Genomic DNA, 25,831 nt, shown 5'->3' on the forward strand with positions numbered 1-25,831 from the left:
AGTATCCGATCAGAAATAAAAATGCCAGTCAGCTTAACTGACTGGCATTAGCCGCTGAGGCCGGTTTTTTTATGGGCGGGATAAATCCTGCGACTCAATCAGTCGTTGAAATCTTCCCAACCGCCCATTTGTTTCCAGCGATTGACGATGCCGCAGAACAGCTCGGCAGTCTTCTCGGTGTCGTAGCGAGCCGAGTGAGCCTCGCGCCCGTCGAAGTCGATATCGGCAGCCTGGCACGCCTTGGCCAGGACTGTTTGACCATAAGCCAGACCGGCCAGTGTCGCGGTGTCGAAGCTGGAGAACGGGTGAAACGGATTGCGCTTCATGTCCAGGCGCGTAACAGCGGCATTCAGGAAGCCCAGGTCAAAGCTGCTGTTATGGCCGACCAGGATCGCCCGTTTGCAGCCGTTGGCTTTCAGCGCCTTGCGTATGCCACGGAAGATGTCGGTCAGTGCCGCTTCTTCACTCACGGCCATGCGCAGGGGATGATCGAGCTTGATCCCGGTGAACTCCAGCGCCGCGGCTTCGATGTTGGCGCCTTCGAACGGTTCTACACGGAAGAAATAGGTGTGATCGGGGTACACAAAACCTTTTTCGTCCATGCTGATGGTCGTGGCGGCAATTTCCAGCAAGGCGTCAGTGGCACAGTTGAAACCACCGGTTTCAACGTCGACGACAACGGGTAAGTATCCACGGAACCTGGCTGCCATCGGGTGACGTGAACCACCTCCGCCTGAACTTTCCTGTTCGTCGTCGAAATGGTCTTCACTCACGCGTGTTCCTCCAGCAGGCGCCAGCGCAGTTTTTCACCGGCGCGCAGCGGGATGACAGTCAGCTCGCCGAACGGCAGGCTGGTTGGGGCGGTCCATTCTTCGCGGACCAGGGTAATGCGGTCGGTGTTCGCCGGCAGGCCGTAGAAGCGCGGGCCGTTGAGGCTGGCGAAGGCTTCGAGCTTGTCCAGCGCATTGCGCTGTTCAAAGGCTTCGGCGTACATCTCGATCGCGGCATAAGCGGTGTAGCAACCGGCACAGCCACACGCGGCTTCTTTGGCGTGTTGGGCGTGCGGGGCCGAGTCTGTGCCCAGGAAGAACTTCTCGCTGCCGCTGGTAGCGGCGTCAAGCAGGGCGACCTGATGCGTATTGCGCTTGAGAATCGGCAGGCAATAGAAGTGCGGACGAATCCCGCCCACCAGCATGTGGTTGCGGTTATACAGCAAGTGGTGAGCGGTGATGGTTGCGCCAACGTTGGCCGAAGCCTCGTTGACGAACTGCACGGCATCGCGGGTGGTGATGTGTTCGAACACCACTTTGAGCGTTGGGAAACGCTCCACGACCCGACGCATGTGCTCGTCGATGAAGATTTTTTCGCGGTCGAAGACATCGACGTCGCCGCGGGTGATTTCACCGTGAATCAGCAAGGGCATCCCGACCTCGGCCATGGCCTCGATCGCGGGGAAGATCTTGTCGATGCTGGTAACACCGGAGTCCGAGTTGGTGGTCGCGCCAGCCGGATACAGCTTGGCGGCGTGAACGAAACCGCTGGCCTTGGCCTCGCGAATTTCATCGGGTGTAGTCCGGTCGGTCAGGTAGAGCACCATCAGCGGTTCGAAACGGCTGCCGGCCGGGCGCGCAGCGAGAATGCGCTGGCGATAGGCGTCGGCTTCAGCGGCGTTACGCACCGGTGGTACCAGGTTAGGCATGATGATCGCGCGACCAAAGGTGCGCGCGACATCCGCGACAGTATTGGGCAACACAGCACCATCGCGAAGATGAATATGCCAGTCGTCGGGACGCAGCAGGGTCAGGCGGTCGGACATTGGGGATTCCAGGCGGGTCAAACTCAAGGGAATGCTACCGGAAAAGACTCATCCAGGCACTCGCTATCAAGTTTTGCAGCAAGCTTCCGATATGACAAAGGTATGCCGTAATTATATGTATCGGTCTTTTTGTTGTAGAAGCCAGTGGAGCCTCCCGTGCGCCAGCGTTATTTAGCCTTGCTCAGCGTGTTTGCCAGCCTTCCTGCGATGGCGCTCACTTTCCAGACGCGTCTGGAGAGCATCGAGTGGACGGTCGAAGGCGACAAGTTCGAATGTCGCCTGAGCCAGCCGATTGCCGATTTCGGTTCGGGCGAGTTCGTGCGGCGCGCAGGCGAGCAGGCCACCTTTCGTCTGAAGGCCTACAACCCGATGATCAGCGGCGGCTCGGCGACGTTGCTGGCTGCCGCTGCGCCTTGGCAGCCGGGGCGCGGCGACATCAATCTGGGGTCGGTCAAAGTCGGCAGCGGTGATGTGCTGTTCAACAGTTCGCAGCTCCAGGCTGGACGCCTTATCGGTGGTTTGATGGACGGTCGCAGTCCGCTGATTCGTCATTATTCGCGCGATGGCGGTGTGTCGGAAGTCCGTTTGTTACCGGTCAGTTTCAGCAAGGCCTACGCCGATTATCAGGCGTGTGTCGCCAAGTTGCTGCCGATGAATTACGAGCAGGTCAAGCAGGCTGAGGTTGGTTTTCCGGGTGGAGGTATCGATCTGGACGCGCAAGCCAAAGCCAAGCTGCAGGTCATGCTGAGCTTCATGAAGGCTGACCCGACGGTCAATCACATTGAGCTCGACGGCCATTCCGATAACAGTGGCAATCGCCTGACCAACCGTGATCTGTCCCGGCGCAGAGCGCTGGCGGTGATGGACTTCTTCAAGGCCAATGGCATTCAGGAATCACAGATCACAATGCGTTTTCACGGCGAACGCTATCCGTTAGCCCCTAACACCAACACCGCCAATCGGGCCAGGAATCGCCGGGTCAACGTTCATCTTGAGCGCGTTGCACCCACCGATAAACCGGCTCCGCAAGTCAGCTCGGCAAGCAGTGCCGCGACGACCTCCTGAACCGGCTGAAATCGTCGCCCGCTCGACATAATCTGTCGCTTCGTCATCATAAGCTGTCGCGCCTCTGTAATTTATCCTCTCGCAGCGGTAGACTTCTCGGCTTTCCGTAGAACCCCGTGGAGTGATGGCATGGCGGACGTAAACAAGGTCGTTCTGGCGTATTCCGGCGGCCTGGACACTTCGGTGATCCTCAAGTGGCTGCAGGATACTTATAACTGTGAAGTGGTGACCTTTACCGCTGACCTGGGTCAGGGTGAAGAGGTCGAGCCGGCCCGCGCCAAGGCACAAGCCATGGGCGTAAAAGAAATCTACATCGACGATCTGCGCGAAGAATTCGTGCGTGATTTCGTTTTCCCGATGTTCCGCGCCAACACCGTTTACGAAGGCGAGTACCTGCTGGGTACTTCCATCGCTCGTCCGTTGATCGCCAAACGCCTGATCGAAATCGCCAACGAAACCGGCGCTGACGCCATTTCTCATGGCGCGACCGGCAAGGGCAACGACCAGGTTCGTTTCGAGCTGGGCGCCTATGCGCTCAAGCCTGGCGTGAAAGTGATCGCCCCTTGGCGCGAGTGGGACCTGCTGTCGCGCGAGAAGCTGATGGATTATGCGGCGAAGCACGCGATCCCGATCGAGCGTCACGGCAAGAAAAAATCCCCGTACTCGATGGATGCCAACCTGCTGCACATCTCCTATGAAGGCGGCGTGCTGGAAGACACCTGGACCGAGCACGAAGAAGACATGTGGCGCTGGACCGTCTCCCCGGAGAACGCTCCTGACAAGCCGCAGTACCTGGAACTGACTTACCGCAACGGCGACATCGTTGCACTGGACGGCGTCGAAATGACTCCGGCTACCGTGTTGGCGACCCTGAACCGTATCGGTGGCGAACACGGTATCGGCCGTCTGGACATCGTCGAGAACCGTTACGTCGGCATGAAGTCCCGTGGCTGCTACGAAACCCCAGGCGGCACCATCATGTTGCGTGCTCACCGGGCGATCGAGTCGATCACTCTGGACCGCGAAGTAGCTCACCTCAAAGACGAGCTGATGCCTAAATACGCCAGCCTGATCTACACCGGTTACTGGTGGAGCCCTGAGCGTCTGATGCTGCAACAGATGATCGATGCTTCTCAGGCGCATGTGAACGGTGTGGTTCGCCTGAAGCTGTACAAAGGCAACGTGATCGTCACCGGTCGCAAGTCTGACGAATCGTTGTTCGACGCCAACATTGCTACCTTCGAAGAAGATGGCGGCGCTTACAACCAGGCTGATGCAGCCGGCTTCATCAAGCTGAACGCTCTGCGTATGCGCATTGCCGCAAACAAAGGCCGCAAGCTGTTCTGATGTTGTTGGCATGATCAACGATTGAGGCCCCGTTTGTAACGGGGCCTCAATGTGATCGAAGAATTCGTGTGTGGCTGTTTGTCTCCTGAATCTGTGTCGCCAGGTCTTGGTTGTTAACTTCCTGGATTGTCTGTACTCCCCTTCTGTTCTGTTCTGTTCTGTTCTGTTCTGTCTGTGTCAGTGCTGGCTGACGACGGTCACTGCCAAAGTACTCAAGTTATAACTCATGTAAAAAGACTCCTTGCTCTCCAGGGATCTTGCATCTGATTTTTTGAGTGCTCTTTCGTTAATCAAATGTTCCGACTCGCCGCTCGTCAGAAAGATGATCACTTCACGGTCATGGTGTTTCCTTGAATAGAGTGCGTTCATCAAACTGCCGACATCTTTCTTTTTGCGAATCCATCGTGCATCAATGATCTGCATGCCGTGTATCGACGCAGGTAAAGACACTGGGTGTTGGGTCGAAAGGTTCGTGATGAAGGTTATATAGGCGGGTGGAGCGGGGGCGCTCTGAAGCAGATAGTCGGGTTTATGTCCTTTGATTGAGTTGGGTTGATTATCCTCTTCAGCAGGGTCGTTGAGGGTGGTGTTTCTGTTTTTTTCTGGTCGAGCAGCATCGTCGATGACTTTTACAAACTGCTTGCTCTTTTGAAAGTCAGAAGGGGCATACAATGATTTGTAGTTAAAGTTTAGCGTGATAAAAAATAAAAAGAGCAGGTAAAAGGGGAAGCTGATCAGAAACCAGATGTAAGTCTGGCGCTCCTCGTTGTCAAGAAAGGGCAACGATACGGCTGCCGAAGTTTCGGAGAGCGTCGCAAATATCGCAATTATGGTCATCGGGTTGGATATTTTTTTTTGAATTTTTGTCATTTTGATTGCTCGTTAAATAGTGGTCTATAGTGATTCCTTGTCGGTGAAAATGTTAAGTGGTCGTGGTGGTTCGGTATTGGTTTATTAGTTTTTGTAAAGGGTTTATGGATCGGCCTGCTTTGCAGTTTTATCACTATTTTTAACGGATCAATAGCCTTGTTTTAGCGTGATTCATGTAAGCGCGTGAAAGCAGGTTGTTTTTTGATAATAGACTCATGTTTCATGATCGGCCGGGATAGAGTGTGTATTGTCAGCTGGTTTCTTTGATGTCCACAGAAAAAATACAGGTGACCAGAGGAGGGTAAAGCCTCGAGTAAACTTTAAGCGACATTGTTTTTTATGAAATCCTGTAGGGAGATTCCTTGTTGTTTGTAGGGATTGTCTCTCGGTGTGGGTGGTTGGGGTGGGCAGCATCCCAAGGTCGAAACGACTACGCTATTGTGCGGGCTCTAAAAATTCGAACAGCGAAATTGGACTTGCCCATGAATAAAGTGCTGATCGTGGATGATCACCCCGTCATTCGTCTTGCTGTACGTATGCTAATGGAGCGTCATGGCTACGAAGTCATTGCCGAAACGGACAATGGTGTCGATGCCTTGCAACTCGCCCGTGAACAGATGCCGGATATCGTGATACTGGATATCGGTATTCCGAAACTGGATGGCCTGGAAGTTATTGCACGCTTGACCTCGACCACCATGCCTTTGAAAGTGCTGGTCTTGACGTCGCAGGCCCCCGGTCACTTTTCAATGCGTTGCATGCAGGCAGGGGCAGCCGGGTATGTCTGCAAACAGCAGGACCTCACCGAGTTGCTCAGTGCAATCAAGGCTGTATTGTCAGGATATAGCTACTTTCCGAATCAGGCGTTGCACTCGGTTCGCTCAAGTTTGGGCAACGCGAGTGAAGCAGACATGGTGGATCGTCTGTCAGGAAGGGAGATGATGGTTTTACAACAGTTGGCCCGAGGAAAGACCAACAAGGAAATTGCCGATGGAATGTTCCTCAGCAACAAAACCGTGAGTACTTACAAAACGCGTCTGCTATTGAAACTCAATGCCCGCTCGCTGGTAGACCTGATCGAGCTTGCGCAGCGTAATGGCCTGGTTTGAATCTCTCGGGGCGAGTAGTGCTTTGTGCATGGAAAGCGTCTGAAGGTAAGCGGAGTCTGATCGGATTTGAGTCGCCGGATGGCTTGCCCTGATGTCCCCGTCGCGCTGGACTCATTGAATCAGAGAGCATTGCCCAGCGGTTGAGGGCGTGCTGAAAAGCCTCCATTTCGGGAGGCTTTCAGGTGTTAAAGGTCAAAATCGTAATCGGCCAGTTGCTTTTGCAAGCGGCGCTCCTCCAAGAGATTATCGATGGTGCGACGTTTGCTCAGGTTGGTCTTTGCTACCTCTACCACAGGCTCGGCATCATCGGCCTCAACAGAGATGAAGTCGTCTTCTGTGTCCAGTTGTTCTTTGCCAGTGCTCATAAGGTTAACTCCAGGCTAAGACTGCCGTTGGCGCCTCTTATATCGACATTCTCCCGGCGGGTAAAAAAGATTTTTTCAATCGGTAAATCAATAAAAGTAATAGAACCTCAATCGTCGGAGGTCTTTTGCTTGTATTCGCACAGGTCTTCGATACGGCAGCTGCCACAGCGGGGCTTGCGAGCCAGGCAAACGTAGCGTCCGTGGAGGATCAACCAGTGATGGGAGTCGAGCAGATACTCCTTGGGAACAAACTTCATCAGTTTCTGTTCCACCTCGACGACATTCTTGCCTGGCGCTAACCCTGTGCGGTTGCTGACCCGGAAAATATGCGTGTCAACGGCCATGGTCAGCTGACGAAAAGCCGTGTTGAGCACCACGTTCGCGGTCTTTCTACCTACCCCGGGCAGCGCTTCCAGTTCCTCACGGGTTTGCGGTACTTCACCGCCATGAAGCTCTACCAGCATTCGGCAGGTTTCAATGACATTCCTGGCCTTGCTGTTGAACAGGCCGATGGTCTTGATGTACTCGGACAATCCTTCCACACCCAGCGCATAAATCGCTGCCGGAGTATTGGCCACCGGAAACAGCTTGGCGGTGGCCTTGTTGACGCCTACGTCGGTGGACTGCGCGGAAAGGATCACTGCGATCAGCAATTCGAAGGGCGACGAGTAGGCCAGTTCGGTTTTCGGTTCCGGATTGTCTTCGTGAAGCCGACGGAAAATTTCCAGGCGTTTTGCGGCATTCATGGGCAGAGCAGTTCCTTGAAGGCGGTCAGTGTGAGGTTGAGGCACCAAGCCAGGCTTGTTTGGCGGCTATGAGCAGTCCCAGCAGGATAAACCCGCCGGGGGCGAGGATGGCCAGTCGTATGCCGCCATCAGCGGCAAACAGCCAGCCTTGCTCGCTGGAATCAATAATTCCGGTCAACCAGGACACATGGCTGGCGAATGACCCATTGCCGAGAGCTTCTCGCAACACGCCCAGAACAACCATCAGCCCAAAAAACAGGCTGGCCAGGCGAATCCGGTCGATCATGCTGGCGAGGGTAAAAAAGCCGCTGTGCTCCAGCACAATGCACTGCAGGGCAATCAGTCCGGCATACATTCCCAGTTGCTGATGCAGTTCAAAGGCCCAGGCCTGTAATGCCAATGTTGCCAGGCTGGTCAATGTGGCGGCGAGCGCAATGCAGGTGATCAACTGCATGGACGGGACGATCCGCGGCCGCAACACACTCATTTTCAGGCCGTAAATACCAATGACCAGCAGCGATAGCAGCGACAGACCCAAGGCTTTTACCAAGGAGTCACTGGCGCCGATCAACGGGGTCAATATCAGCGAGTTCTGCAGCATCGAGGACTGGTTCATTGTCCGCTCCCGATCAGTTGTGGCTGATGCTCGTCGAAATAGCGTAACGCGTCATGGATTGCACTGATCACCGCCCTGGAAGTGACGGTTGCGCCGATCAACTGATCGAATTGCCCCTGATCTTTTTTCAGTGCCCAGCCACTGTCACCGGGGTCGTTGCGCGACTTGCCGAAAAAGCCCTGAAGCCAGGGATTGGGCTGGTCGGCGATTCTCCCGCCCAGCCCCGGCGTTTCCGATTGCTTGAGGGTTTTGACCCCCAGCAACTTGCCGTTGACGTCGATCACAATCAGCAGTTCGATCGCGTTTTCATAACCCATCACCTGGCTGCGCAATATGACTGCGCCGGGTTTTCCCCCAGACGTTGCCAGGTAACCGCCCAGCAATGTGCTGTTGCTCAGCGCGATATCCTTGAGCGCGAGTGGCTGGTCTAAAGGCTGATTGTCGTAGCTGCCGGCTGGCAGCATATCGAAGAGTCTGCGGCTCTCGATCAAGCGCTGTTCAGCCGAGATCTGCGGTGCGGTGGCGTGTTGCAGGAAAAATGTAGCGCCTGCGCCCAATCCGGCCACGACCACCAGCATCAGCACACTGAGATTCCGGTTCATGGCGTACGAGGCTCTGGTTGTGCAGCAGCGAGGCGTTCCAGGGCCGGTACGCAGAGGTTCATCAGCAGCACCGCAAAGGCCACCCCGTCGGGATAGCCGCCCCAGGTTCGAATCAGGTAGGTCAGCAGGCCGACGCCCGCGCCGAACATCAGGCGGGCTTTGGGACTCTTCGCTCCCGACACCGGTTCGGTCACGATAAAGAATGCCCCGAGCATGCTCGCACCTGTCAGCAAGTGAAAGAGCGGGGAGCCGTGGGAGTCCGATCCCGATCCGTTCCAGCACAGCAGACTGATGACGAACAGACTGCCGAGCATGCCGGCCGGCGCATGCCAGCTGAACACCCGCTGCTGTAACAGGAACGCGCCGCCGGCGAGGAAGGCCAGATTCACCCACTCGATACCTTTACCTCCCACGTGGCCAAACGCCGGGTTGCCGGCGAAGAGTTCGTCCATGGTCAGGCTTTTATTGATTCGCAGGCTATCCAGCGCCGTGGCCGTCACCCAGGCGTCGGGCTGCTCGGCGCCGCTGAAATTGAAACCGAAAATCTGTTGCAAGCCGGCGAGCAGATTCATCCCGTGGGACGTTGGCCAATGGGTCATCTGTTGCGGGAAACACACCAGCACCAGTGCAAAGCCGAGCATGGCCGGATTGAACGGGTTTTTGCCGACGCCGCCATACAGGTGCTTGCCGAAAAACATCGCGAATGCTGCAGCGCTGACTGTCAGCCACCATGGACAGTAAGGTGGTAACGCCAATGCCAACAAGGTGGCGCTGACCAACGCGCTGCCGTCGCTTAACGCAGGCTTGAGTGGGCACTTGCGCAAGCGCAGCACCAGCGCTTCAACCGCCAGCGCGCTGCCGCAGGCCAGCAGCAGGTTGATCAGAACGCCCCAGCCAAATAACCAGAACAACACCAGCATGCCTGGCACGGTAGCCAGTAAAACCCGCTTCATCGCCTGTTGCAGGCGATCATCGACTGGTTCAAGGGGTGACATAGGCGTTTACCTGGCGCTCGGCTTCGCAGAGCCTTTCGCGGGCCTTGGCCAGGAGCTCCGCCGGCGTATCGGGACGCCGCTCGAGCTTGCTGACATCGGCGCGGGCATAAGCCAGTTCGGTTTTCAGTTGCCGCAGTTGAGCGTCGATGGGCCGTTTTTCGACGCGTACCAGGTCGGGGGCCGGTTTTTCGCTGGCTCCCTCGGCATCGTGCAGCGCCTGCTCCGCTTGAGCGAGGGCCGCGCTAAGCGCTTCCAGTTGCTCGGCCGGTGTTTCGCTGGCCTGGGCTTTTTTCAGGTCGGCGCGACGCATCGCCAGCTGGATTTTCGCGCGTTTGAGTTCGACATCGTTGGCCGGTGCCGTCGGTTGCACAGGCGCTGACGGGACGGTACTTTCGAGGTGCGCCAGGGCCTGCTCGGCGGCTTCGAATTGCTGCTGCAAAATGATCAGCTGCGACTGCTGTTCGAAGGTCGGAGGATGCCCAAAAGCCTTCAGCGATTTATTCAGCTGCGCGCGGCTCATCGCCACATCGATCTTGGCTTTTTTCAGCGCGGCATCGGCGGCAGCGGCTTTTTGTGCCTGAACCCGAGCAATGGCGTCCTGCAGCGGGTTGTTGCTGGCGTCGCTGTGCTGTGCGGCTTTTTGCGCGCGGGCCAGTCGTTCGGCGTGCTTTTGCTCTTCCTCACGACGCAGGCGCGTATTGCGCTGTTCGAAGCGCTGTCGGGCGTGATCGCGTTTAGCCGTGCGTGCCTGCAGTTCTTCGGACGTGAACGCCAGACCACCGATAATCGGCAGCACCTTGGCCGAGGGCAATGGATGCATTTCGATGCAATCCACCGGGCAGGGCGCTACGCACAGATCGCAGCCGGTGCATTCGTCGATAAGCACCGTGTGCATCAGTTTTGCCGCGCCGACAATCGCGTCTATCGGGCAGGCCTGAATGCACTTGGTGCAGCCGATGCATTCGGCTTCACGGATAAATGCAATTTGTGCCGGTGCCGAGCCACGGCTGACGTCCAGTTCCAACACCGGGATTTTCAACAGTTCGGCCAGCGCCGAAATGGTCTCGTTGCCACCCGGCGGGCACTTGTTGATTGCCTCGCCATTGGCAATGCCTTCAGCGTAGGGCTTGCATCCAGGGTGGCCGCATTTGCCGCATTGGGTCTGCGGCAGGAGTGCGTCGATACGTTGAATCAGACTCATGTTTTGATCAGTCCGCTGAAGCCGAGAAATGCCACTGCTACCAGTCCGGCGCTGATCAGTTCGATCGACAGGCCACGAAAGGGCAGGGGCACATCGTTATTGAGGGTGCGCTGACGCAGGTCGCTGAACAGACTCAGCACCAGCCAGAAACCCAGCCCGGCGCCGAGAGACAGTGCCGCGTGATAGCCAAAGCCTTTGTCGCTCTGCATGCCGAGCAGGCTCAGACCGAGCACGCCTGCGTTGCCCAGCAGCAATGGCCACAGGCCGTTGAACGGCAACTGCGGCAGGGCACGCGTCAGCAGATTCAGCACGGGGGTTATCAGCAGCACGCTCAAGGGCAAAAACACAAACAGGTGCAAGGACGCCAGACCCAACGGTATCAGCAGCCAGTAATAAGCCGCGTAACCCAGAACGCCGCTGAGCAACATCAGGCAAGTGGTCGCAATGCCCAGGGCATGAATCTGGAGCCGCTCGATGGCAGGCTCACGCGTCGATTGCATCAACGGATCGACACCCAGCGGCCAGTGCACGATGAAGTTATTGATCAGGGCGGTGCTGATGAGCGTGAGCAGAATGTCGGTCATGGGCGTGCCGGGTTGAGCGAACGGGCCTGTGCTTGAAGATTAGGCATTATCCGGCAAGCAGATATGAAAATCCCACCGCCGCGAGTCAACGCGACGGTGGGATCGGTTCAGTCAGGCAACTTACTTGATGCGCTGACCCGGCTTGGCGCCGCTGTCCGGGCTCAACAGGTAGATTTCTTCGCCGCCAGGGCCTGCCGCCATGACCATGCCTTCGGATATCCCGAAGCGCATTTTGCGTGGCTTGAGGTTGGCGATCATCATCGTCAGGCGACCTTCAAGCTTGGCCGGGTCCGGATAAGCGCTCTTGATGCCGGAGAACACGTTGCGTTGCTCGTCACCGATGTCCAATGTCAGGCGCAGCAGCTTGTCTGCACCTTCCACGGCTTCGGCCTTGAGAATCAGCGCCACCCGCAGGTCGACAGCCGCAAAGGTATCGAACTCGATCTCTGGCGACAGCGGATCCTTGGCCAGTTCGCCGTTGCCCTGTGGCGCAGCATCGCCGGTGTCGGTCTGGCTGGCGGCCAGGTCTTCTTTCGAAGCGTCGGTCATGGCTTGCACCTTGACTGGGTCGATGCGCGTCATCAGCGGTTTGAACTCGTTCAGCTGATGGTTGCTGAGCAGGGTTGCGTGATCGTTCCAGGTCAGCGGTGCGACGTTGAGGAACGCCTCGGCGTCGGCGGCCAGCAACGGCAGCACAGGCTTGAGGAAGATCACCAGTTGGCGGAACAGGTTGACGCCCAGTGCGCAGATCGCCTGGACTTCGTCTTGCTTTCCTTCCTGCTTGTTCAGCGACCATGGCGCTTTGTCGGCGATCCAGGCGTTGGCCCGGTCGGCCAGGCCCATGATTTCGCGCATGGCACGGGCGAAGTCGCGAGCCTCGTAAGCCTCGGCGATGCTTGGCGCGGCGGCCAGGAACGCTTCGGTCAGTTCTGGCGCGGCATTACCGGCCACCAGCACGCCGGCATTGCCTTTGTGGATGAAGCCTGCGCAGCGGCTGGCGATGTTGACGACTTTGCCGACCAGGTCGGAGTTGACCTTCTGCACGAAGTCTTCGAGGTTCAGGTCCAGGTCGTCGACGCCACGGCCGAGTTTGGAGGCGTAGTAGTAACGCAGGTATTCCGGCGACAGGTGGTCCAGGTAGGTCCGGGCCTTGATGAAGGTGCCGCGGGACTTGGACATTTTCTGGCCGTTGACGGTCAGGTAGCCGTGTACGTTGATACCGGTCGGCTTGCGGTAGCCCGCGCCTTCAAGCATGGCTGGCCAGAACAGCGCGTGGAAATTGACGATGTCCTTGCCGATGAAGTGGTACAGCTCGGCGGTGGAGTCCTTGGCCCAGTACGCGTCGAAGTCCAAATCCTGCCGACGTGCACAGAGGTTCTTGAAGCTCGCCATGTAGCCGATTGGCGCGTCCAGCCAGACATAGAAGTACTTGCCTGGCTCGTCCGGGATTTCGAAACCGAAATACGGCGCATCGCGGGAGATATCCCACTGTTGCAGGCCGACATCCAGCCATTCGGCGATCTTGTTCGCGACTGCGTCTTGCAGGGTGCCGCTGCGGGTCCATTCCTGCAGCATGTGCTGGAAGTCCGGCAGCTTGAAGAAGAAGTGCTGGGAATCCTTGAGCACCGGTGTGGCGCCCGAGATTGCCGATTTCGGATCTTTCAGGTCGGTCGGCGCATAAGTGGCACCGCATTTTTCGCAGTTGTCGCCGTACTGGTCTTCAGTGCCGCACTTCGGGCAGGTGCCCTTGATGAAGCGGTCGGCCAGGAACATTTTCTTTTCCGGGTCGAAATACTGGGTGATGGAGCGCGTGGCGATGTGCCCGGCGTCGCGCAGCTTCAGGTAGATCTGGCTCGACAGCTCACGGTTTTCTTCAGCGTGAGTGGAGTGGAAGTTGTCGAAGTCCACCAGGAACTCGGCAAAGTCGGCGCTGTGTTCAGCCTGGACGTTGGCGATCAGTTGTTCCGGGGTGATGCCTTCTTTTTCTGCGCGCAGCATGATGGCCGAACCGTGGGCGTCGTCCGCGCAGACATACGTGCATTGATTGCCGCGATGCTTCTGGAAGCGCACCCACATATCGGTCTGGATGTACTCAAGCATATGGCCAAGGTGGATTGAACCATTGGCATAGGGCAGGGCGCTGGTGACGAGGATCTTGCGTGGCTCGGACATGGGGCTCGGCTACTTGATGAAACGGAGGTCGGCCACTATAAAGCGCCGGCGCATATTTTTCACCCCTGTGGCGACGGGGTTTACTGCAGCGCTGGCGCTTTTGTGGCGAGGGGGCTTGCCCCCGTTAGGCTGCGTAGCAGTCGTAAAGTCGGCGAATGCGGTATGTCTGGCGGAACGCATGCGCTGAACTCAGGGCCGCTTCGCGCCCCAACGGGGGCAAGCCCCCTCGCCACAGTCAATCCGTTTGCCTCAAATGAAAGTCGGGCATGCCGTCCGACGTGTGGAACGGGTAGGATACCCGTCTGATTTTCCAGCCTTGTTATCGGAGTTGCCCATGAGCGCCGTCAATCGCGCAGCGGTGGAAGCCGTCCTTCGTCAGTACACCGACCCTTACTTGAACCAGGATCCGGTCAGCGCCGGTTGCCTGCGCAGCATCGACATTCAGGGCGACCGCGTCAGCGTTCAGCTGGAACTGGGCTACGCCGCCGGCCTGTTCAAGAGTGGCTGGGCGCAACTGCTGCAAATGGCGATCGAAGGCCTGGAGGGCGTGACCTCGGCCAAAGTCGACATCACTACTGTGATTGCCGCGCACAAGGCTCAGGCGCAGATCCCGGGATTGGCCAACGTCAAGAACGTGGTCGCGGTGGCGTCCGGCAAGGGCGGCGTGGGCAAATCCACCACCGCTGCGAACCTCGCGCTGGCGCTGGCCCGCGAAGGCGCCAGGGTCGGGATCCTCGATGCCGATATCTATGGCCCGAGCCAGGGCATCATGTTCGGCATCCCGGAAGGTACCCGACCCAAGATCAAGGACCAGAAGTGGTTCGTGCCGATCGAGTCGCATGGCGTTGAAGTCATGTCCATGGCGTTTTTGACCGACGACAACACGCCGATGGTCTGGCGTGGCCCGATGGTTTCCGGCGCCTTGCTGCAACTGGTGACGCAGACGGCCTGGAGCGATCTGGATTATCTGGTGATCGACATGCCGCCGGGCACCGGTGACATTCAGTTGACCCTGGCGCAAAAAGTCCCGGTGGCTGGTGCGGTGATTGTCACCACACCGCAGGATCTTGCATTGCTGGACGCCCGCAAAGGCGTGGAGATGTTCCGTAAGGTCAACATTCCAGTGCTCGGCGTGGTGGAAAACATGGCCGTGCACATCTGCTCCAACTGCGGTCATGCCGAGCACCTGTTCGGTGAAGGCGGCGGCGAGAAGCTGGCCAGCCAATATGGCGTCGAACTGCTGGCATCGCTGCCGCTGTCGATGTTGATTCGCGAGCAGGCTGACGGCGGCAAGCCAACAGTGATCGCCGAACCGGACAGCCAGATCGCCATGGTCTACCAGGAACTGGCCCGTCACGTGGGCGCGCGGATTGTCTTGCAGGAAGCCGCCACGCCAGCGATGCCGAACATCACCGTCAGCGACGATTGATACCTTCCAGATAGAACACTAATAACTGTGGGAGCGAGCCTGCTCGCGATAGCGGTGTAACAGTCACAATCAATTGTGAATGTTATGCCCCCATCGCGAGCAGAGGGAGCGCCGCCCGGCTGCTCCCACATTGGTTTTAGGTAGGTCTTAAATCCGCAAACCGCCATCCATCTCCAGGATCCGGCCGGTGTAATAGTCGTTCTCGAAGATGTACGCCGCCGAATGGGCAATTTCTTCGGGCTTGCCCATGCGCTTGAGTGGAATCCCGGAGGTCATTTTCTCCAGCGCTTCAGGCTTCATGCCCAGGGTCATTTCGGTTTCGATGAAGCCCGGCGCAATACCGGCCACGCGAATACCGTAGCGCGCCAGTTCCTTGGCCCAGGTCACGGTGGCCGCAGCAACCCCGGCCTTGGCGGCGGAGTAGTTGGTCTGGCCGACGTTGCCGGCGCGGGAGATCGAGGAGATATTGACGATCGCGCCGCTGGTCTTCAGCTCGATCATTTTCGCCGCCACTTCACGGGTGCACAGGAACACGCCGGTCAGGTTGACGTCGATCACGGCCTGCCACTGGGCCAGGCTCAGCTTGGTCATTTCGCCATCCTTGACCTTGATCAGCAGGCCATCGCGCAGAATCCCGGCGTTGTTGATCAGGCCGTGGATCGCGCCGAAGTCTTCGGCAACCTGGGCGACCATATGAGTCACCTGTTCTTCATTGGCGACGTTGCACAGATAAGCGCGAGCATCGACACCGGCGGCTTTGCAGGCGGCGACGGCCTGGTCTAGCTTTTCCTGGTTGAGGTCGACCAGCGCCAGTTTCGCACCCTTGGCGGCGAAATACTCGGCCATCGAACGGCCTAAACCCTGGCAACCGCCCGTGATAATGATTACTTTGTCAGTGAGTTTCATTCGCATGCCCCCAATAGCAGGTCAGAGTGGTTTCCTTTTAGAGAGCCTCTCGATCTGCACCTGATGTGGCCTGGCTGCACACGAGAACTGCCCCGATGGCATTGCTGGAACGTTGTTCCAGGTGCCTGTCCGTTTTTTTGACGGATTCTATATAAGGAGTCATAAATTGAGCGTTGAAGCTGCCAAGCATGCCCGAGAATTGCTGCTCAAGGAATACCGCGGAGTGCTCTCGACACACTCCAAGGCGATGCCCGGTTTCCCGTTCGGCTCAGTGGTTCCTTATTGCCTGGACGAGCAGGGCCGGCCGCTGATCCTGATCAGCCGGATCGCCCAGCACACCCACAATCTGCAAAAAGACCCTAAATGCTCACTGCTGGTGGGGGAGCGCGAGGCTGAAGACGTGCAGGCCGTTGGTCGGCTGACGTACCTGGCCGAAGCGGAAAAAATCGAAGACCAGGCCGCCATCGATGCCGCCGCCGAGCGTTATTACCGCTATTTCCCGGACTCGCAGAATTATCACAAGGCGCATGATTTCGACTTCTGGGTACTCAAACCGGTACGGCATCGCTACATCGGGGGTTTCGGTGCGATTCACTGGGTCGACCAACTGACCCTGGCCAACCCGTTCGCCGGCAAGGCCGAAGTGAGCATGGTCGAACACATGAACGCCGACCACGCCAAGGCCATCGCCCATTACGTCGACCTGGCCGGCTTGCCGAAAACCGCACCCGCTCAGTTGGCGGGTATCGACGCCGAAGGCATGCACCTGCGCATTGGCCAGGGGCTGTACTGGTTGTCGTTCCCGGAGGTGTGTAATACGCCGACACAAGTGCGCGAAACCTTGGTTTTATTGGCTCATGCCGAGCATTGGCCGAAAAATGCGACAGCCGACGCTTGAAATCACGAAACGGCGACGTCATCTAAGTTTTACTTGCAAGGCATTCTTGCGTTAAGGAACCATTTGATGCGCCCTTTTTTGTTGCTCTTTCTGCTATTCCCGGTGTTGGAGCTGTTCGTATTCGTCAAGGTCAGCGCGGCCATCGGGTTTTTCCCGGCGCTGCTGCTGATTATTCTCGGCTCGATGTTTGGCGTGTTCGTGCTGCGCATCGCCGGTCTGGCTACCGCATTGCGCGCTCGTGAAAGCCTGAACCGCGGCGAGTTGCCAGCGCAGACCATGCTCGAAGGCCTGATGCTGGCCTTGGGTGGTGGTCTGTTGATCCTGCCAGGCTTCGTCAGTGACGTGATGGGTCTGATCATGGTGCTGCCGATCACTCGCCGGCTGCTGGCCAACAAGATGCGCCAGCGCGCCGAAGAGCAGGCAATTCGTCAGCGTGCCTTTGCCGATGATCTGCAACCGCGTGGCGGCCCGGCTCCGCGTCAACCGTTGGGCCGTGAGCCGAACGTGATCGAAGGCGAGTTCGAGCACCGCGACTCCAAATAACTGTCTCATTGACACGGCACCTTCGGGTGCCGTGTTCGTTTCTGTGGTCAGGCCGTAAAAAATTTCACTGCCCAGCCCTTGTAATAAGCTTATGCGCCCTTATGTAACGGTCACCGCAAGGTTTCTGGTGAAGATCACCAGACAGACTTCCGCGGTTCGCTTGACGAGCCGCAACCGGCAACGCCGGAATTTAACCCGCCGGGATTACACCGGCCGCTGAAAACCACAATTAGGAGAGATCGACAATGAAGCTTCGTCCTCTGCATGACCGCGTCGTCATCCGTCGCAGCGAAGAAGAAAAGAAAACCGCTGGCGGTATCGTTCTGCCAGGTTCGGCTGCCGAAAAAGCCAACAGCGGTGAAGTCCTCGCTGTAGGTACCGGCCGCGTGCTGGACAACGGTGAAGTGCGTGCGCTGGCCGTGAAAGTGGGTGACAAGGTTGTGTTCGGCCCGTACTCCGGCAGCAACACTGTGAAAGTCGACGGTGAAGACCTGCTGGTAATGGCTGAGAACGAGATTCTCGCTGTTATCGAAGGCTGATTTGCGCTCAATTTCCCGCTACTACAAAGTATTTAAGGAATATCGATCATGGCTGCTAAAGAAGTTAAATTCGGCGACTCCGCCCGTAAGAAAATGCTCGCCGGTGTCAACGTCCTGGCTGACGCAGTAAAAGCGACCCTGGGCCCTAAAGGCCGTAACGTGATCATCGAGAAGAGCTTCGGCGCTCCGACCATCACCAAGGACGGCGTTTCCGTAGCCAAAGAAATCGAACTGAAAGACCGTTTCGAAAACATGGGCGCGCAGCTGGTCAAAGACGTTGCCTCCCGTGCCAACGATGACGCAGGCGACGGCACCACCACCGCGACCGTTCTGGCTCAGTCGATCGTCAACGAAGGCCTGAAAGCCGTCGCTGCCGGCATGAACCCGATGGACCTGAAACGCGGTATCGACAAAGCGACCATCGCTATCGTCAAAGAGCTCAAAGCCCTGTCCAAGCCATGCGCTGACACCAAGGCAATCGCTCAGGTCGGCACCATCTCGGCCAACTCCGACAGCTCCATCGGCGACATCATTGCCGAAGCCATGGAAAAAGTCGGTAAAGAAGGCGTGATCACCGTTGAAGAAGGCTCGGGCCTGGAAAACGAACTGTCGGTTGTAGAAGGCATGCAGTTCGACCGTGGCTACCTGTCCCCGTACTTCGTCAACAAGCCAGAGACCATGACCGCCGAACTGGACGGTCCGCTGATCCTGCTGGTCGACAAAAAGATCTCGAACATCCGCGAAATGCTGCCAGTACTGGAAGCCGTTGCCAAAGCCGGTCGTCCTCTGCTGATCGTTGCCGAAGACGTTGAAGGCGAAGCCCTGGCGACTCTGGTTGTGAACAACATGCGCGGCATCGTTAAAGTGGCTGCCGTCAAAGCCCCAGGCTTCGGCGACCGTCGCAAGGCCATGCTGCAGGACATCGCTGTTCTGACTGGCGGTACCGTTATCTCCGAAGAGATCGGCCTGAGCCTGGAAAGCACTACCCTGGAACACCTGGGTAATGCCAAGCGCGTGATCCTGTCCAAAGAAAACACCACCATCATCGACGGTGCTGGCGTTGAGGCTGACATCCAGGCTCGCGTTGTTCAGATCCGTCAACAAGTGGCTGACACTTCGTCCGACTACGACCGTGAAAAACTGCAAGAGCGTCTGGCCAAGCTGTCCGGCGGCGTTGCAGTGATCAAGGTTGGCGCGGGTTCCGAAGTTGAAATGAAAGAGAAGAAAGCCCGCGTTGAAGACGCCCTGCACGCTACCCGTGCAGCCGTTGAAGAAGGCGTGGTACCTGGCGGTGGCGTGGCACTGGTTCGCGCTCTGCAAGCGATCTCCGAACTCAAAGGCGACAACGATGACCAGAACGTGGGCATCCAGTTGCTGCGTCGCGCTGTTGAAGCGCCACTGCGTCAGATCGTTGCCAACTCCGGCGACGAGCCAAGCGTTGTAGTCGACAAGGTCAAGCAGGGTAAGGGTAACTACGGTTACAACGCTGCTACCGGCGAATACGGCGACATGATCGAAATGGGTATCCTGGACCCGGCCAAAGTGACTCGTTCGGCTCTGCAAGCGGCTTCGTCGATTGCCAGCCTGATGATCACCACCGAAGCCATGATCGCCGAGATCAAGGAAGACGCACCAGCTGGCGGCGGTATGCCAGACATGGGCGGTATGGGCGGCATGGGCGGCATGATGTAAGCCAGCCTTACCCTGTACGAAAAAACCCCGCTGGCGTAAAGCCCGCGGGGTTTTTTTATGGCTGTAACATATCGGCAGAGGTCTGCAGTACCTTCCCTGACAGGGTTTGGATCAACAGATCTATCCCTGAGCCACTCTTGGCCTTAAGCTGCGCGGGCCAAGACGGCCGTTACTGTGTACGGAGCAAGTGCCCATGCGAATTCTATTGGTTGAAGACAACCGCGACATCCTCGCCAATCTGGCCGATTACCTGGGGCTTAAAGGCTATACCGTGGATTGCGCGCAGGACGGTTTGTCAGGTCTGCACCTGGCGGCCACCGAGCATTACGATCTGATCGTGCTCGACATCATGCTGCCCGGCATCGATGGTTACACCCTGTGCAAACGCCTGCGTGAAGATGCCCGGCGCGATACCCCGGTGATCATGCTGACTGCCCGTGACCAACTGGATGACCGGCTGCAGGGCTTCAAGTCCGGTGCCGATGATTACCTGGTCAAACCCTTTGCCCTGTCTGAACTGGCGGCGCGCATCGAGGCGGTCATGCGCCGTACCCAGGGTGGCGGTCGCCGTGCCCTGCAGGTTGGCGATCTGAGCTACGACCTCGACACGCTTGAAGTGACCCGCGAAGGTCGCCTGCTGAAACTCAACCCGGTCGGCCTCAAGCTGCTGGCGGTGTTGATGCAGAAAAGCCCGCACGTCTTGCGTCGCGAAATACTCGAAGAAGCCCTTTGGGGTGATGACTGTCCGGACAGCGACAGCCTGCGCAGTCACGTCCATCAGTTGCGTCAGGTGATCGACAAGCCGTTCGCCAAACCATTGCTGCAAACCGTGCACGGCGTCGGCTATCGCCTGGCCGAGGGGCGTGATGGAGTTTAAGCAGAGCCTTGCTCAGCGGATCATTATTGCCTTTGCCTTGATGAGTGCGTTGGTGGCGGGGGCATTCGCCATTGGCATCGTGGCGACCGTGCATCTGGTCGAAGAAAAGCTGATTTCTGCAGGTCTGGGTGGCGATTTACAGCGTTTGCTGTTGATGGACAGTATGGCCGACTGGAGTCACCGTCCCGAGCCCGATCAGTTGTTCTACTTCAGTGGCGGCCCTGGCGACTTCGACTTGCCCAGGGACCTGCGGCATCTGAATGCGGGCTTTCATGAAGTGTTTCGCGAGCAGCTGTCATACCACGCGCTCGTCGAGATCGTTGATGGCCGACGCTACGTCCTGATACAGGATCAAAGCGATTTCGAAGAGCGCGAACGGGTATTGTTTGCCGTGGTGCTGGTGGGGTTTGTATTAAGTCTGGCATTGGCGGTGTTCCTTGGCTGGGTGCTCGCGCGCAAGGTCATGGCGCCGGTGGTCCGGCTGGCACGCCAGGTGCGTCACCGCGATCAACTGCTTGGTCTGGCACCGCCCCTGGCGCCGGACTATGCCGCCGATGAAGTCGGTGAGCTGGCCGTCGCCTTCGACGCCACGTTGGGCCGATTGCGCCAGGCGCTGAGTCGCGAACGGCTGTTCACCAGCGACGTCAGTCACGAGCTGCGCACCCCGTTGATGGTATTGGCCAGCTCCTGCGAACTGTTGCTGGAGAACCCGGACCTTGATCAGCGCAGTCGCAACCAGGTTGAGCGGATCGCTCGTGCCTGTGAAGAGATGCGCGAACTGGTCCAGACCTTCCTGATGCTCGCCCGGGCGCAGCGTGAAGATGCCAGCATGTCGCCACAACAGACTCTGGGGCAGGTGGCCGAGGACTTGCTCGGCCTGTGGCGCGAGCCGATCGAAGACAAGGGGCTCACGCTGTTTTATGAACCCGGCAACCCGACGGATACGCGCTATAACGCGACATTCCTGCATGCAGTCATGGGTAACCTGTTGCGTAATGCCTTGCACTACACCGACAGCGGGTTTATTCGCCTGACCATTCTGCCCCGCGGTTTTCTGGTCGAAGACAGCGGTGTCGGTATTCCTGAAGAGAAGCGTGAAGCGATGTTCGAGCCGTTTGTACGCGGTGGCGAGAAGCGTGGGGACGGGCTTGGACTGGGCCTGTCGCTGGTGCAGCGAATTTGTGAAAACCAGGGCTGGAGCGTCAGTCTCAGCACCATGGAACCCAACGGCTGCCGCTTTTATGTCGAACTGGGCAAGCCGGACGCTTGATGCCACGGTCGCGACCGTAGAAGCGGAGTTCAAGCAGGTGGATTTTCGGGTTCAGGAGCATTTGGACTTTATCCCGCTCTATGGCATGCGGCGCGTTTATATATTACGAAAGAGGTAGCAGGATGGCAGTTGGACAGGCATCGGAAATGGAAGTCGCTCCTGAAGACCGCTTCAATTATTTCTGGAATCAGCGCGGTGAATGGGTAGAAGAACCCAACGTTCGTCGAGGTGGGGAAAGTGGCGTACAGCGGATTCGTGCCCCCCATGACCGGCTGCTCTATGCCAAGCGTCAGACGGGGCACATTTACCGAAGCTGGTTGCACCCGTTTGGTCGTCCGACGGTGTTACGTGAGCTTGATGCGCTGAACGGCCTCCGTTTGCTGAATGTTCGAGTGCCTGAACTGGTGTTCTGTGGCGCCCAGCGTGATCCGGTGCATCAGTGGCGAGCGTTGTTGGTGACTGCCGCACTGGACGGCTTTGTCGAGATTGAAGACTGGTATGCCAGCGGTGGGCGCGAGCGCTACGGCGAGGCGTTGCATGAACGGGTACTGCAAGACCTGGCCGAGAACCTGGCGCGGATGCACAAGGGGCGCTGGCAACATAGCTGCTTGTATATCAAGCATGTTTTTGTGCGCGTGACCGGTGAGGGTGACGCCGCCAGGGCCGAAGTGGCGTTGCTCGATCTGGAGAAGTGCCGCCAGCGTCTGACCCGTCAGCAAGCGGCTTCGCATGACATGAAACAGTTGCGCCGCCACTCGTCGTGGGGCTCGGCAGATTGGGCGAAGCTCATCTACTTTTATAAGAAGGCGTTTGGCAGCTCCATCAAAGGTTTGTAGCGATGAAACTAGAAATTGCTAGGGGGCTATTTTTGGCAGGAGCCTTGGCAGTTGTTTCATTGGCGGTGGTCGGCCTGGAGCAGCCACGTACGCAAGTTCTCAGTGCAAAGAATGGCGGCGCGCATTGCCCGTTACCACGGACTGCGAAGTCATCCACGGTGACCCACTCCGAAAATGATGAGTTGTTGTTGTTCATGTTAGGCATGACTCAGGGAATGAAGCACCAGAGTTGAAACCCCTCAGCCCACATCAAAGGCCTCGCATACGCGAGGCTTTTGCTTTTGAACCCAAGTCTTCAATTTGCCGACCCCTTGTGGGAGCTCTCAGGTCTTGTCGGGCTTGGCCAACAGCGTGTAGATGCAGGGCAGCACGAACAGCGTGAACAGTGTCCCGATCGACATGCCCGTGGCGATCACCATCCCGATATCATAGCGGCTGACGGCCCCCGCGCCGGTGGCGATGATCAACGGCACCATGCCGAAGACCATGGCGGCCGTGGTCATCAATACCGGACGCAGGCGAATGGCTGCCGCTTGCTCCACGGCTTCGCGGGGCGTCAGGCCCTTGTCCTTGCGCAATTGGTTGGCAAACTGGACGATCAGGATCCCGTGTTTGCTGATCAGTCCGATCAAGGTCACCAGCCCGACCTGGGTATAGATGTTCATGCTCGACCAGCCCAGGAACAACGGGATCAGCGCGCCGCAAATCGACAGCGGTACGGTCACCAGAATCACCAGTGGATCGCGGAAACTTTCGAACTGCGCCGCCAGTACCAGGAAAATGATCGCCAGTGCCAAGGCAAAGGTCACCCACAAGGCGCTGCCTTCCTGAACGAACTGCCGCGAGGCGCCGCCGTAATCGAAGGCATAACCTGGCGGCGCTTCTTCCTGGGCGATCTGGCGCACGGTATCAATCGCCTCGCCCATGCTGACCATCGAAACGCCGGAAAGAATCGCCGAATTGAGTTGCTGGAACTGATTCAGCTGTCGCGGTCGTGCCCGGTCACTGATGTTGATCAAGGTCGACAGGGGCAACAGCTCACCCTTGGTGTTTTTAACGTAGTAGTTGCTCAGCCAGTCGGGGTTGTCCCGGTAGGGCCGTTCGACCTGGGCGATGACTTTGTAACTGCGCCCCTCGATGGTGAAACGGTTGATCTCGGCTTCTGCCAGCAACGTCGACAGGGTTACGCCCAGATCCTCCATCGAGACACCCATTTGAGCGGCTTTGGCGCGGTCGATATCAACCACGACTTCGGGCTTGTCGAAGGCCAGGTCGATGTCGAGGAACGCGAACTTTCCGGATTCCAGGGCACGCTTCTTCACCCGATTGATCACCTCCAGCAGGGACTCGTAGTCATTGGCGGTGTTGATCACAAACTGGAACGGCAAGCCTTCACCAGTGCCCGGTAGAGACGGCAGGTTGAAGCCGAAGATTTGCAGGCCGGTGATGCTCGAAAGCTTTTTCTGCACCTCTGGCAGAATCTGCATCTGGGTTCGTTTGCGCTCATTCCAGGGTTTGAGCAGGAAGCCGCCAATACCTGACTGCACGCCATTGAATCCGTTGATCTGGAAGGACGAGTAGTACTCGGGAAACTCCTTGAATATCGCCAGGAATTCGTCGGTGTAGGTATTCAGGTAGTCCAGGTTGGTGGGTTGTGGGGCGTTGGCCATCATGAAAATGACGCCCTGGTCTTCATCCGGTGCCAGTTCCGATTTGGTGAACTTGAGCAGCACCGGAATCAGGCACAGCACGATCACGGCGAACACCAGCACCACGGGCCGTGTATTGAGCGTGCCGTGCAGCACACGTTGATAACGACGCTTAAGCCCTTCGAAAATCAGATCGAGGCGATGGGCCAGGCCTGACGGGTTTTCATCGTGACGCAAGAGCAGCGCGCACATCATCGGCGACAGCGTCAGGGCAACGATCCCGGAGATCACCACGGCGCCGGCCAGGGTCAGCGCGAACTCCTTGAACAGGGCGCCGGTCAGGCCCGTCAGAAAGCCGATGGGTGCATAGACCGCCGCCAGGGTGATGGTCATCGAGACTACCGGCATGGCGATTTCCCGGGCGCCTTCGAGAGCTGCGTCCAGCGGCGTTTTGCCTTCTTCTATGTGTCGGTGGATGTTTTCCACCACGACGATGGCGTCGTCCACCACCAGGCCGATGGCCAGCACCATCGCCAGCAAGGTCAGCAGGTTGATCGAGTAGCCCATCAGTTGCATGAAGAACATCACGCCGATCATCGACAGTGGAATGGTCACCACCGGGATCAGCACCGAACGCAGCGCGCCAAGAAACAGGAACACCACGACAATCACGATCAGCACGGCTTCGAAGAGGGTTTTCACCACTTCGTTGATCGAGGCCTGAATGAACAACGTGGCGTCGTAGGCAATTTCAGCCTTGAGGGTGGGGGGCAACTGGGATTCCAGCTCCGGCATGATCTTGCGCACTTCCTTGATCACGTCCAGCGGGTTGGCGGCCGGTGTGGCCTTGATCCCGATGTACACCGACGGTGTGCCGCCAAAAGAGCTGATGGTGTTGTAGTTCTCGGCGCCCATTTCCACGCGCGCCACGTCGCTGAGCAGTACCCTGCTGTCACCCTCTGTTTTCAAAGGGATCGCGGCAAAGGCTTCGGCGGTCTTCAACTCGGTATTGGCGTTGATACTGGTGACGACGTACTCGCCTTTGACTTCACCGGCGGCGGACAGGAAGTTGTACTGGCGCACGGCGTTGGTGACGTCACTGGCGCTCAAGCCGAAACCGGCAAGTTTTACCGGGTCGAGCCAAAGGCGCATGGCAAACACCTGGTTGCCGAGAATGGCGGCTTCAGCCATGCCGGGAAGGGTGGCGAGCTTGGGCTGGATCACCCGTGACAGATAATCGGTGATCTGCGGGTTGCTCAACTCCTTGCTGAAAAAACTCATGTACATCAGCGCCGAGGCACCTGCGGCCTCCTTGCTCAGCACCGGGTCTTCAGCGTCTTTGGGCAGCTTGTTCTTGACCTCGTTGGCCTTGGCCAGCAGCTCGGTGAACAGCCGGTCGCTGTTGGAGCCGATGCGCGCGTAAATCGAAATCACCGAGAAGTTCTGGCGACTGACCGAGGTCATGTAGTCAATGCCTTCGGCACTGGCCAGGCTTTGCTGCAAGGGTTGGGTGATGTAGCCCTGAATGGTTTCGGCGTTGGCGCCGGGGTAGGCAGTGGTCACCGTGATCAGCGCGTTCTCCATTTGCGGATATTGGCGCAGCGGCAGTTTGCTCCAGGCCTGGAAACCCAGCAGCACAATCAGCAGGCTGACCACGGTAGCGAGCACCGGGCGGCGGATGAACGGATCGGTAAACGCCATGGG

The 25,831-nt window shown here is 57.9% G+C and carries 25 protein-coding genes and 1 pseudogene; 13 read left to right on the top strand and 13 right to left on the bottom strand.

What is annotated here, in order from left to right:
• Nucleotides 1-98: 98 nt before the first annotated feature.
• Nucleotides 99-773, bottom strand: a complete 675-nt coding sequence (gene rnt / locus BK658_RS21865; protein ID WP_103315097.1) for a ribonuclease T — start codon at nt 771-773, stop codon at nt 99-101.
• Nucleotides 770-1,816: a dihydroorotase gene (pyrC, locus tag BK658_RS21870; protein WP_123584130.1), complete on the bottom strand. Its 1,047-nt coding sequence runs from the start codon at nt 1,814-1,816 to the stop codon at nt 770-772. Before pyrC ends, rnt begins: the two co-directional genes overlap by 4 nt.
• 156 nt (nt 1,817-1,972) lie before the next feature.
• Here pyrC and BK658_RS21875 point away from each other — a divergent pair, with 156 nt between their 5' ends.
• Entirely contained in the window at nt 1,973-2,881 is a 909-nt protein-coding gene (locus BK658_RS21875) for a flagellar protein MotY (RefSeq protein WP_123584131.1), read from the top strand.
• 129 nt (nt 2,882-3,010) lie between these two features.
• Nucleotides 3,011-4,228, top strand: coding sequence for an argininosuccinate synthase (locus BK658_RS21880; RefSeq protein WP_019693354.1), 1,218 nt, complete (start codon nt 3,011-3,013; stop codon nt 4,226-4,228).
• A gap of 177 nt (nt 4,229-4,405) precedes the next feature.
• Here BK658_RS21880 and BK658_RS21885 read toward each other — a convergent pair whose 3' ends face one another.
• The gene (locus BK658_RS21885) at nt 4,406-5,098 is read right to left on the bottom strand and encodes a hypothetical protein (protein WP_123584132.1); all 693 of its coding nucleotides are present in this window, start codon (nt 5,096-5,098) and stop codon (nt 4,406-4,408) included.
• A 482-nt stretch (nt 5,099-5,580) separates the two neighbouring features.
• On the opposite strand from BK658_RS21885, the gene BK658_RS21890 reads away from it, so the two are divergent.
• The gene (locus tag BK658_RS21890) at nt 5,581-6,207 is read left to right on the top strand and encodes a response regulator transcription factor (RefSeq protein WP_054593803.1); all 627 of its coding nucleotides are present in this window, start codon (nt 5,581-5,583) and stop codon (nt 6,205-6,207) included.
• A gap of 185 nt (nt 6,208-6,392) precedes the next feature.
• Here BK658_RS21890 and BK658_RS21895 read toward each other — a convergent pair whose 3' ends face one another.
• The 8 genes from BK658_RS21895 to metG all read right to left on the bottom strand — a co-directional run bounded on the left by BK658_RS21895 (nt 6,393) and on the right by metG (nt 13,488).
• Complete coding sequence (locus BK658_RS21895) at nt 6,393-6,572, bottom strand: PA3496 family putative envelope integrity protein (protein ID WP_019693351.1); 180 nt, start codon at nt 6,570-6,572, stop codon at nt 6,393-6,395.
• A gap of 107 nt (nt 6,573-6,679) precedes the next feature.
• On the bottom strand, nt 6,680-7,318 hold the full coding sequence (gene nth, locus BK658_RS21900) for an endonuclease III (protein ID WP_123584133.1): 639 nt from the start codon (nt 7,316-7,318) through the stop codon (nt 6,680-6,682).
• A gap of 25 nt (nt 7,319-7,343) precedes the next feature.
• Nucleotides 7,344-7,934, bottom strand: coding sequence for an Rnf-Nqr domain containing protein (locus BK658_RS21905; RefSeq protein WP_123584134.1), 591 nt, complete (start codon nt 7,932-7,934; stop codon nt 7,344-7,346).
• Nucleotides 7,931-8,536, bottom strand: a complete 606-nt coding sequence (locus BK658_RS21910; RefSeq protein ID WP_123584135.1) for an RnfABCDGE type electron transport complex subunit G — start codon at nt 8,534-8,536, stop codon at nt 7,931-7,933. The genes BK658_RS21905 and BK658_RS21910 overlap by 4 nt, the downstream gene beginning before the upstream one ends.
• Nucleotides 8,533-9,531: an RnfABCDGE type electron transport complex subunit D gene (locus BK658_RS21915; protein ID WP_123584136.1), complete on the bottom strand. Its 999-nt coding sequence runs from the start codon at nt 9,529-9,531 to the stop codon at nt 8,533-8,535. The genes BK658_RS21910 and BK658_RS21915 overlap by 4 nt, the downstream gene beginning before the upstream one ends.
• On the bottom strand, nt 9,518-10,732 hold the full coding sequence (gene rsxB / locus BK658_RS21920; RefSeq protein WP_123584137.1) for an electron transport complex subunit RsxB: 1,215 nt from the start codon (nt 10,730-10,732) through the stop codon (nt 9,518-9,520). The genes BK658_RS21915 and rsxB overlap by 14 nt, the downstream gene beginning before the upstream one ends.
• Nucleotides 10,729-11,316 carry an Rnf-Nqr domain containing protein gene (locus BK658_RS21925; protein WP_123584138.1) on the bottom strand — a complete coding sequence of 196 codons (588 nt, stop codon included), beginning with the start codon at nt 11,314-11,316 and terminating at the stop codon, nt 10,729-10,731. The genes rsxB and BK658_RS21925 overlap by 4 nt, the downstream gene beginning before the upstream one ends.
• Nucleotides 11,317-11,436: 120 nt before the next feature.
• Nucleotides 11,437-13,488: a methionine--tRNA ligase gene (gene metG / locus BK658_RS21930; protein WP_123584139.1), complete on the bottom strand. Its 2,052-nt coding sequence runs from the start codon at nt 13,486-13,488 to the stop codon at nt 11,437-11,439.
• Between the two features lie 334 nt (nt 13,489-13,822).
• On the opposite strand from metG, the gene apbC reads away from it, so the two are divergent.
• Nucleotides 13,823-14,917, top strand: coding sequence for an iron-sulfur cluster carrier protein ApbC (gene apbC, locus BK658_RS21935; RefSeq protein ID WP_123584140.1), 1,095 nt, complete (start codon nt 13,823-13,825; stop codon nt 14,915-14,917).
• A gap of 147 nt (nt 14,918-15,064) precedes the next feature.
• Here apbC and BK658_RS21940 read toward each other — a convergent pair whose 3' ends face one another.
• Nucleotides 15,065-15,823 carry an SDR family oxidoreductase gene (locus tag BK658_RS21940; RefSeq protein WP_123584141.1) on the bottom strand — a complete coding sequence of 253 codons (759 nt, stop codon included), beginning with the start codon at nt 15,821-15,823 and terminating at the stop codon, nt 15,065-15,067.
• A gap of 166 nt (nt 15,824-15,989) precedes the next feature.
• On the opposite strand from BK658_RS21940, the gene BK658_RS21945 reads away from it, so the two are divergent.
• From BK658_RS21945 to BK658_RS21985, 9 genes and pseudogenes are all read left to right on the top strand, one after another.
• Entirely contained in the window at nt 15,990-16,721 is a 732-nt protein-coding gene (locus tag BK658_RS21945; RefSeq protein ID WP_123584142.1) for a HugZ family pyridoxamine 5'-phosphate oxidase, read from the top strand.
• Nucleotides 16,722-16,787: 66 nt separating this feature from the next.
• Nucleotides 16,788-17,264 (top strand): FxsA family protein, encoded by a 477-nt coding sequence (locus tag BK658_RS21950; protein WP_123584143.1) that lies wholly within the window; start codon nt 16,788-16,790, stop codon nt 17,262-17,264.
• A gap of 245 nt (nt 17,265-17,509) precedes the next feature.
• Nucleotides 17,510-17,803: a co-chaperone GroES gene (locus BK658_RS21955; protein ID WP_008032125.1), complete on the top strand. Its 294-nt coding sequence runs from the start codon at nt 17,510-17,512 to the stop codon at nt 17,801-17,803.
• Between the two features lie 48 nt (nt 17,804-17,851).
• On the top strand, nt 17,852-19,495 hold the full coding sequence (gene groL / locus BK658_RS21960; RefSeq protein WP_054593791.1) for a chaperonin GroEL: 1,644 nt from the start codon (nt 17,852-17,854) through the stop codon (nt 19,493-19,495).
• Nucleotides 19,496-19,688: 193 nt separating this feature from the next.
• Nucleotides 19,689-20,372 carry a two-component system response regulator ColR gene (colR, locus tag BK658_RS21965; protein WP_054593790.1) on the top strand — a complete coding sequence of 228 codons (684 nt, stop codon included), beginning with the start codon at nt 19,689-19,691 and terminating at the stop codon, nt 20,370-20,372.
• Nucleotides 20,362-21,642: a sensor histidine kinase gene (locus BK658_RS21970; RefSeq protein WP_123584144.1), complete on the top strand. Its 1,281-nt coding sequence runs from the start codon at nt 20,362-20,364 to the stop codon at nt 21,640-21,642. The genes colR and BK658_RS21970 overlap by 11 nt, the downstream gene beginning before the upstream one ends.
• A 10-nt stretch (nt 21,643-21,652) precedes the next feature.
• Nucleotides 21,653-21,760 (top strand): annotated as a pseudogene (locus BK658_RS21975) (SAM-dependent methyltransferase); the annotation flags it as partial.
• Nucleotides 21,761-21,764: 4 nt separating this feature from the next.
• Entirely contained in the window at nt 21,765-22,478 is a 714-nt protein-coding gene (locus BK658_RS21980; protein WP_123584145.1) for a lipopolysaccharide kinase InaA family protein, read from the top strand.
• 2 nt (nt 22,479-22,480) lie between these two features.
• The gene (locus BK658_RS21985; RefSeq protein ID WP_123584146.1) at nt 22,481-22,711 is read left to right on the top strand and encodes a hypothetical protein; all 231 of its coding nucleotides are present in this window, start codon (nt 22,481-22,483) and stop codon (nt 22,709-22,711) included.
• A gap of 90 nt (nt 22,712-22,801) precedes the next feature.
• Here BK658_RS21985 and BK658_RS21990 read toward each other — a convergent pair whose 3' ends face one another.
• Nucleotides 22,802-25,828, bottom strand: a complete 3,027-nt coding sequence (locus tag BK658_RS21990; RefSeq protein ID WP_123584147.1) for a multidrug efflux RND transporter permease subunit — start codon at nt 25,826-25,828, stop codon at nt 22,802-22,804.
• Nucleotides 25,829-25,831 lie beyond the last annotated feature (3 nt).

Source organism: Pseudomonas brassicacearum, assembly GCF_003732175.1.
Taxonomy (GTDB): domain Bacteria; phylum Pseudomonadota; class Gammaproteobacteria; order Pseudomonadales; family Pseudomonadaceae; genus Aquipseudomonas; species Aquipseudomonas brassicacearum_G.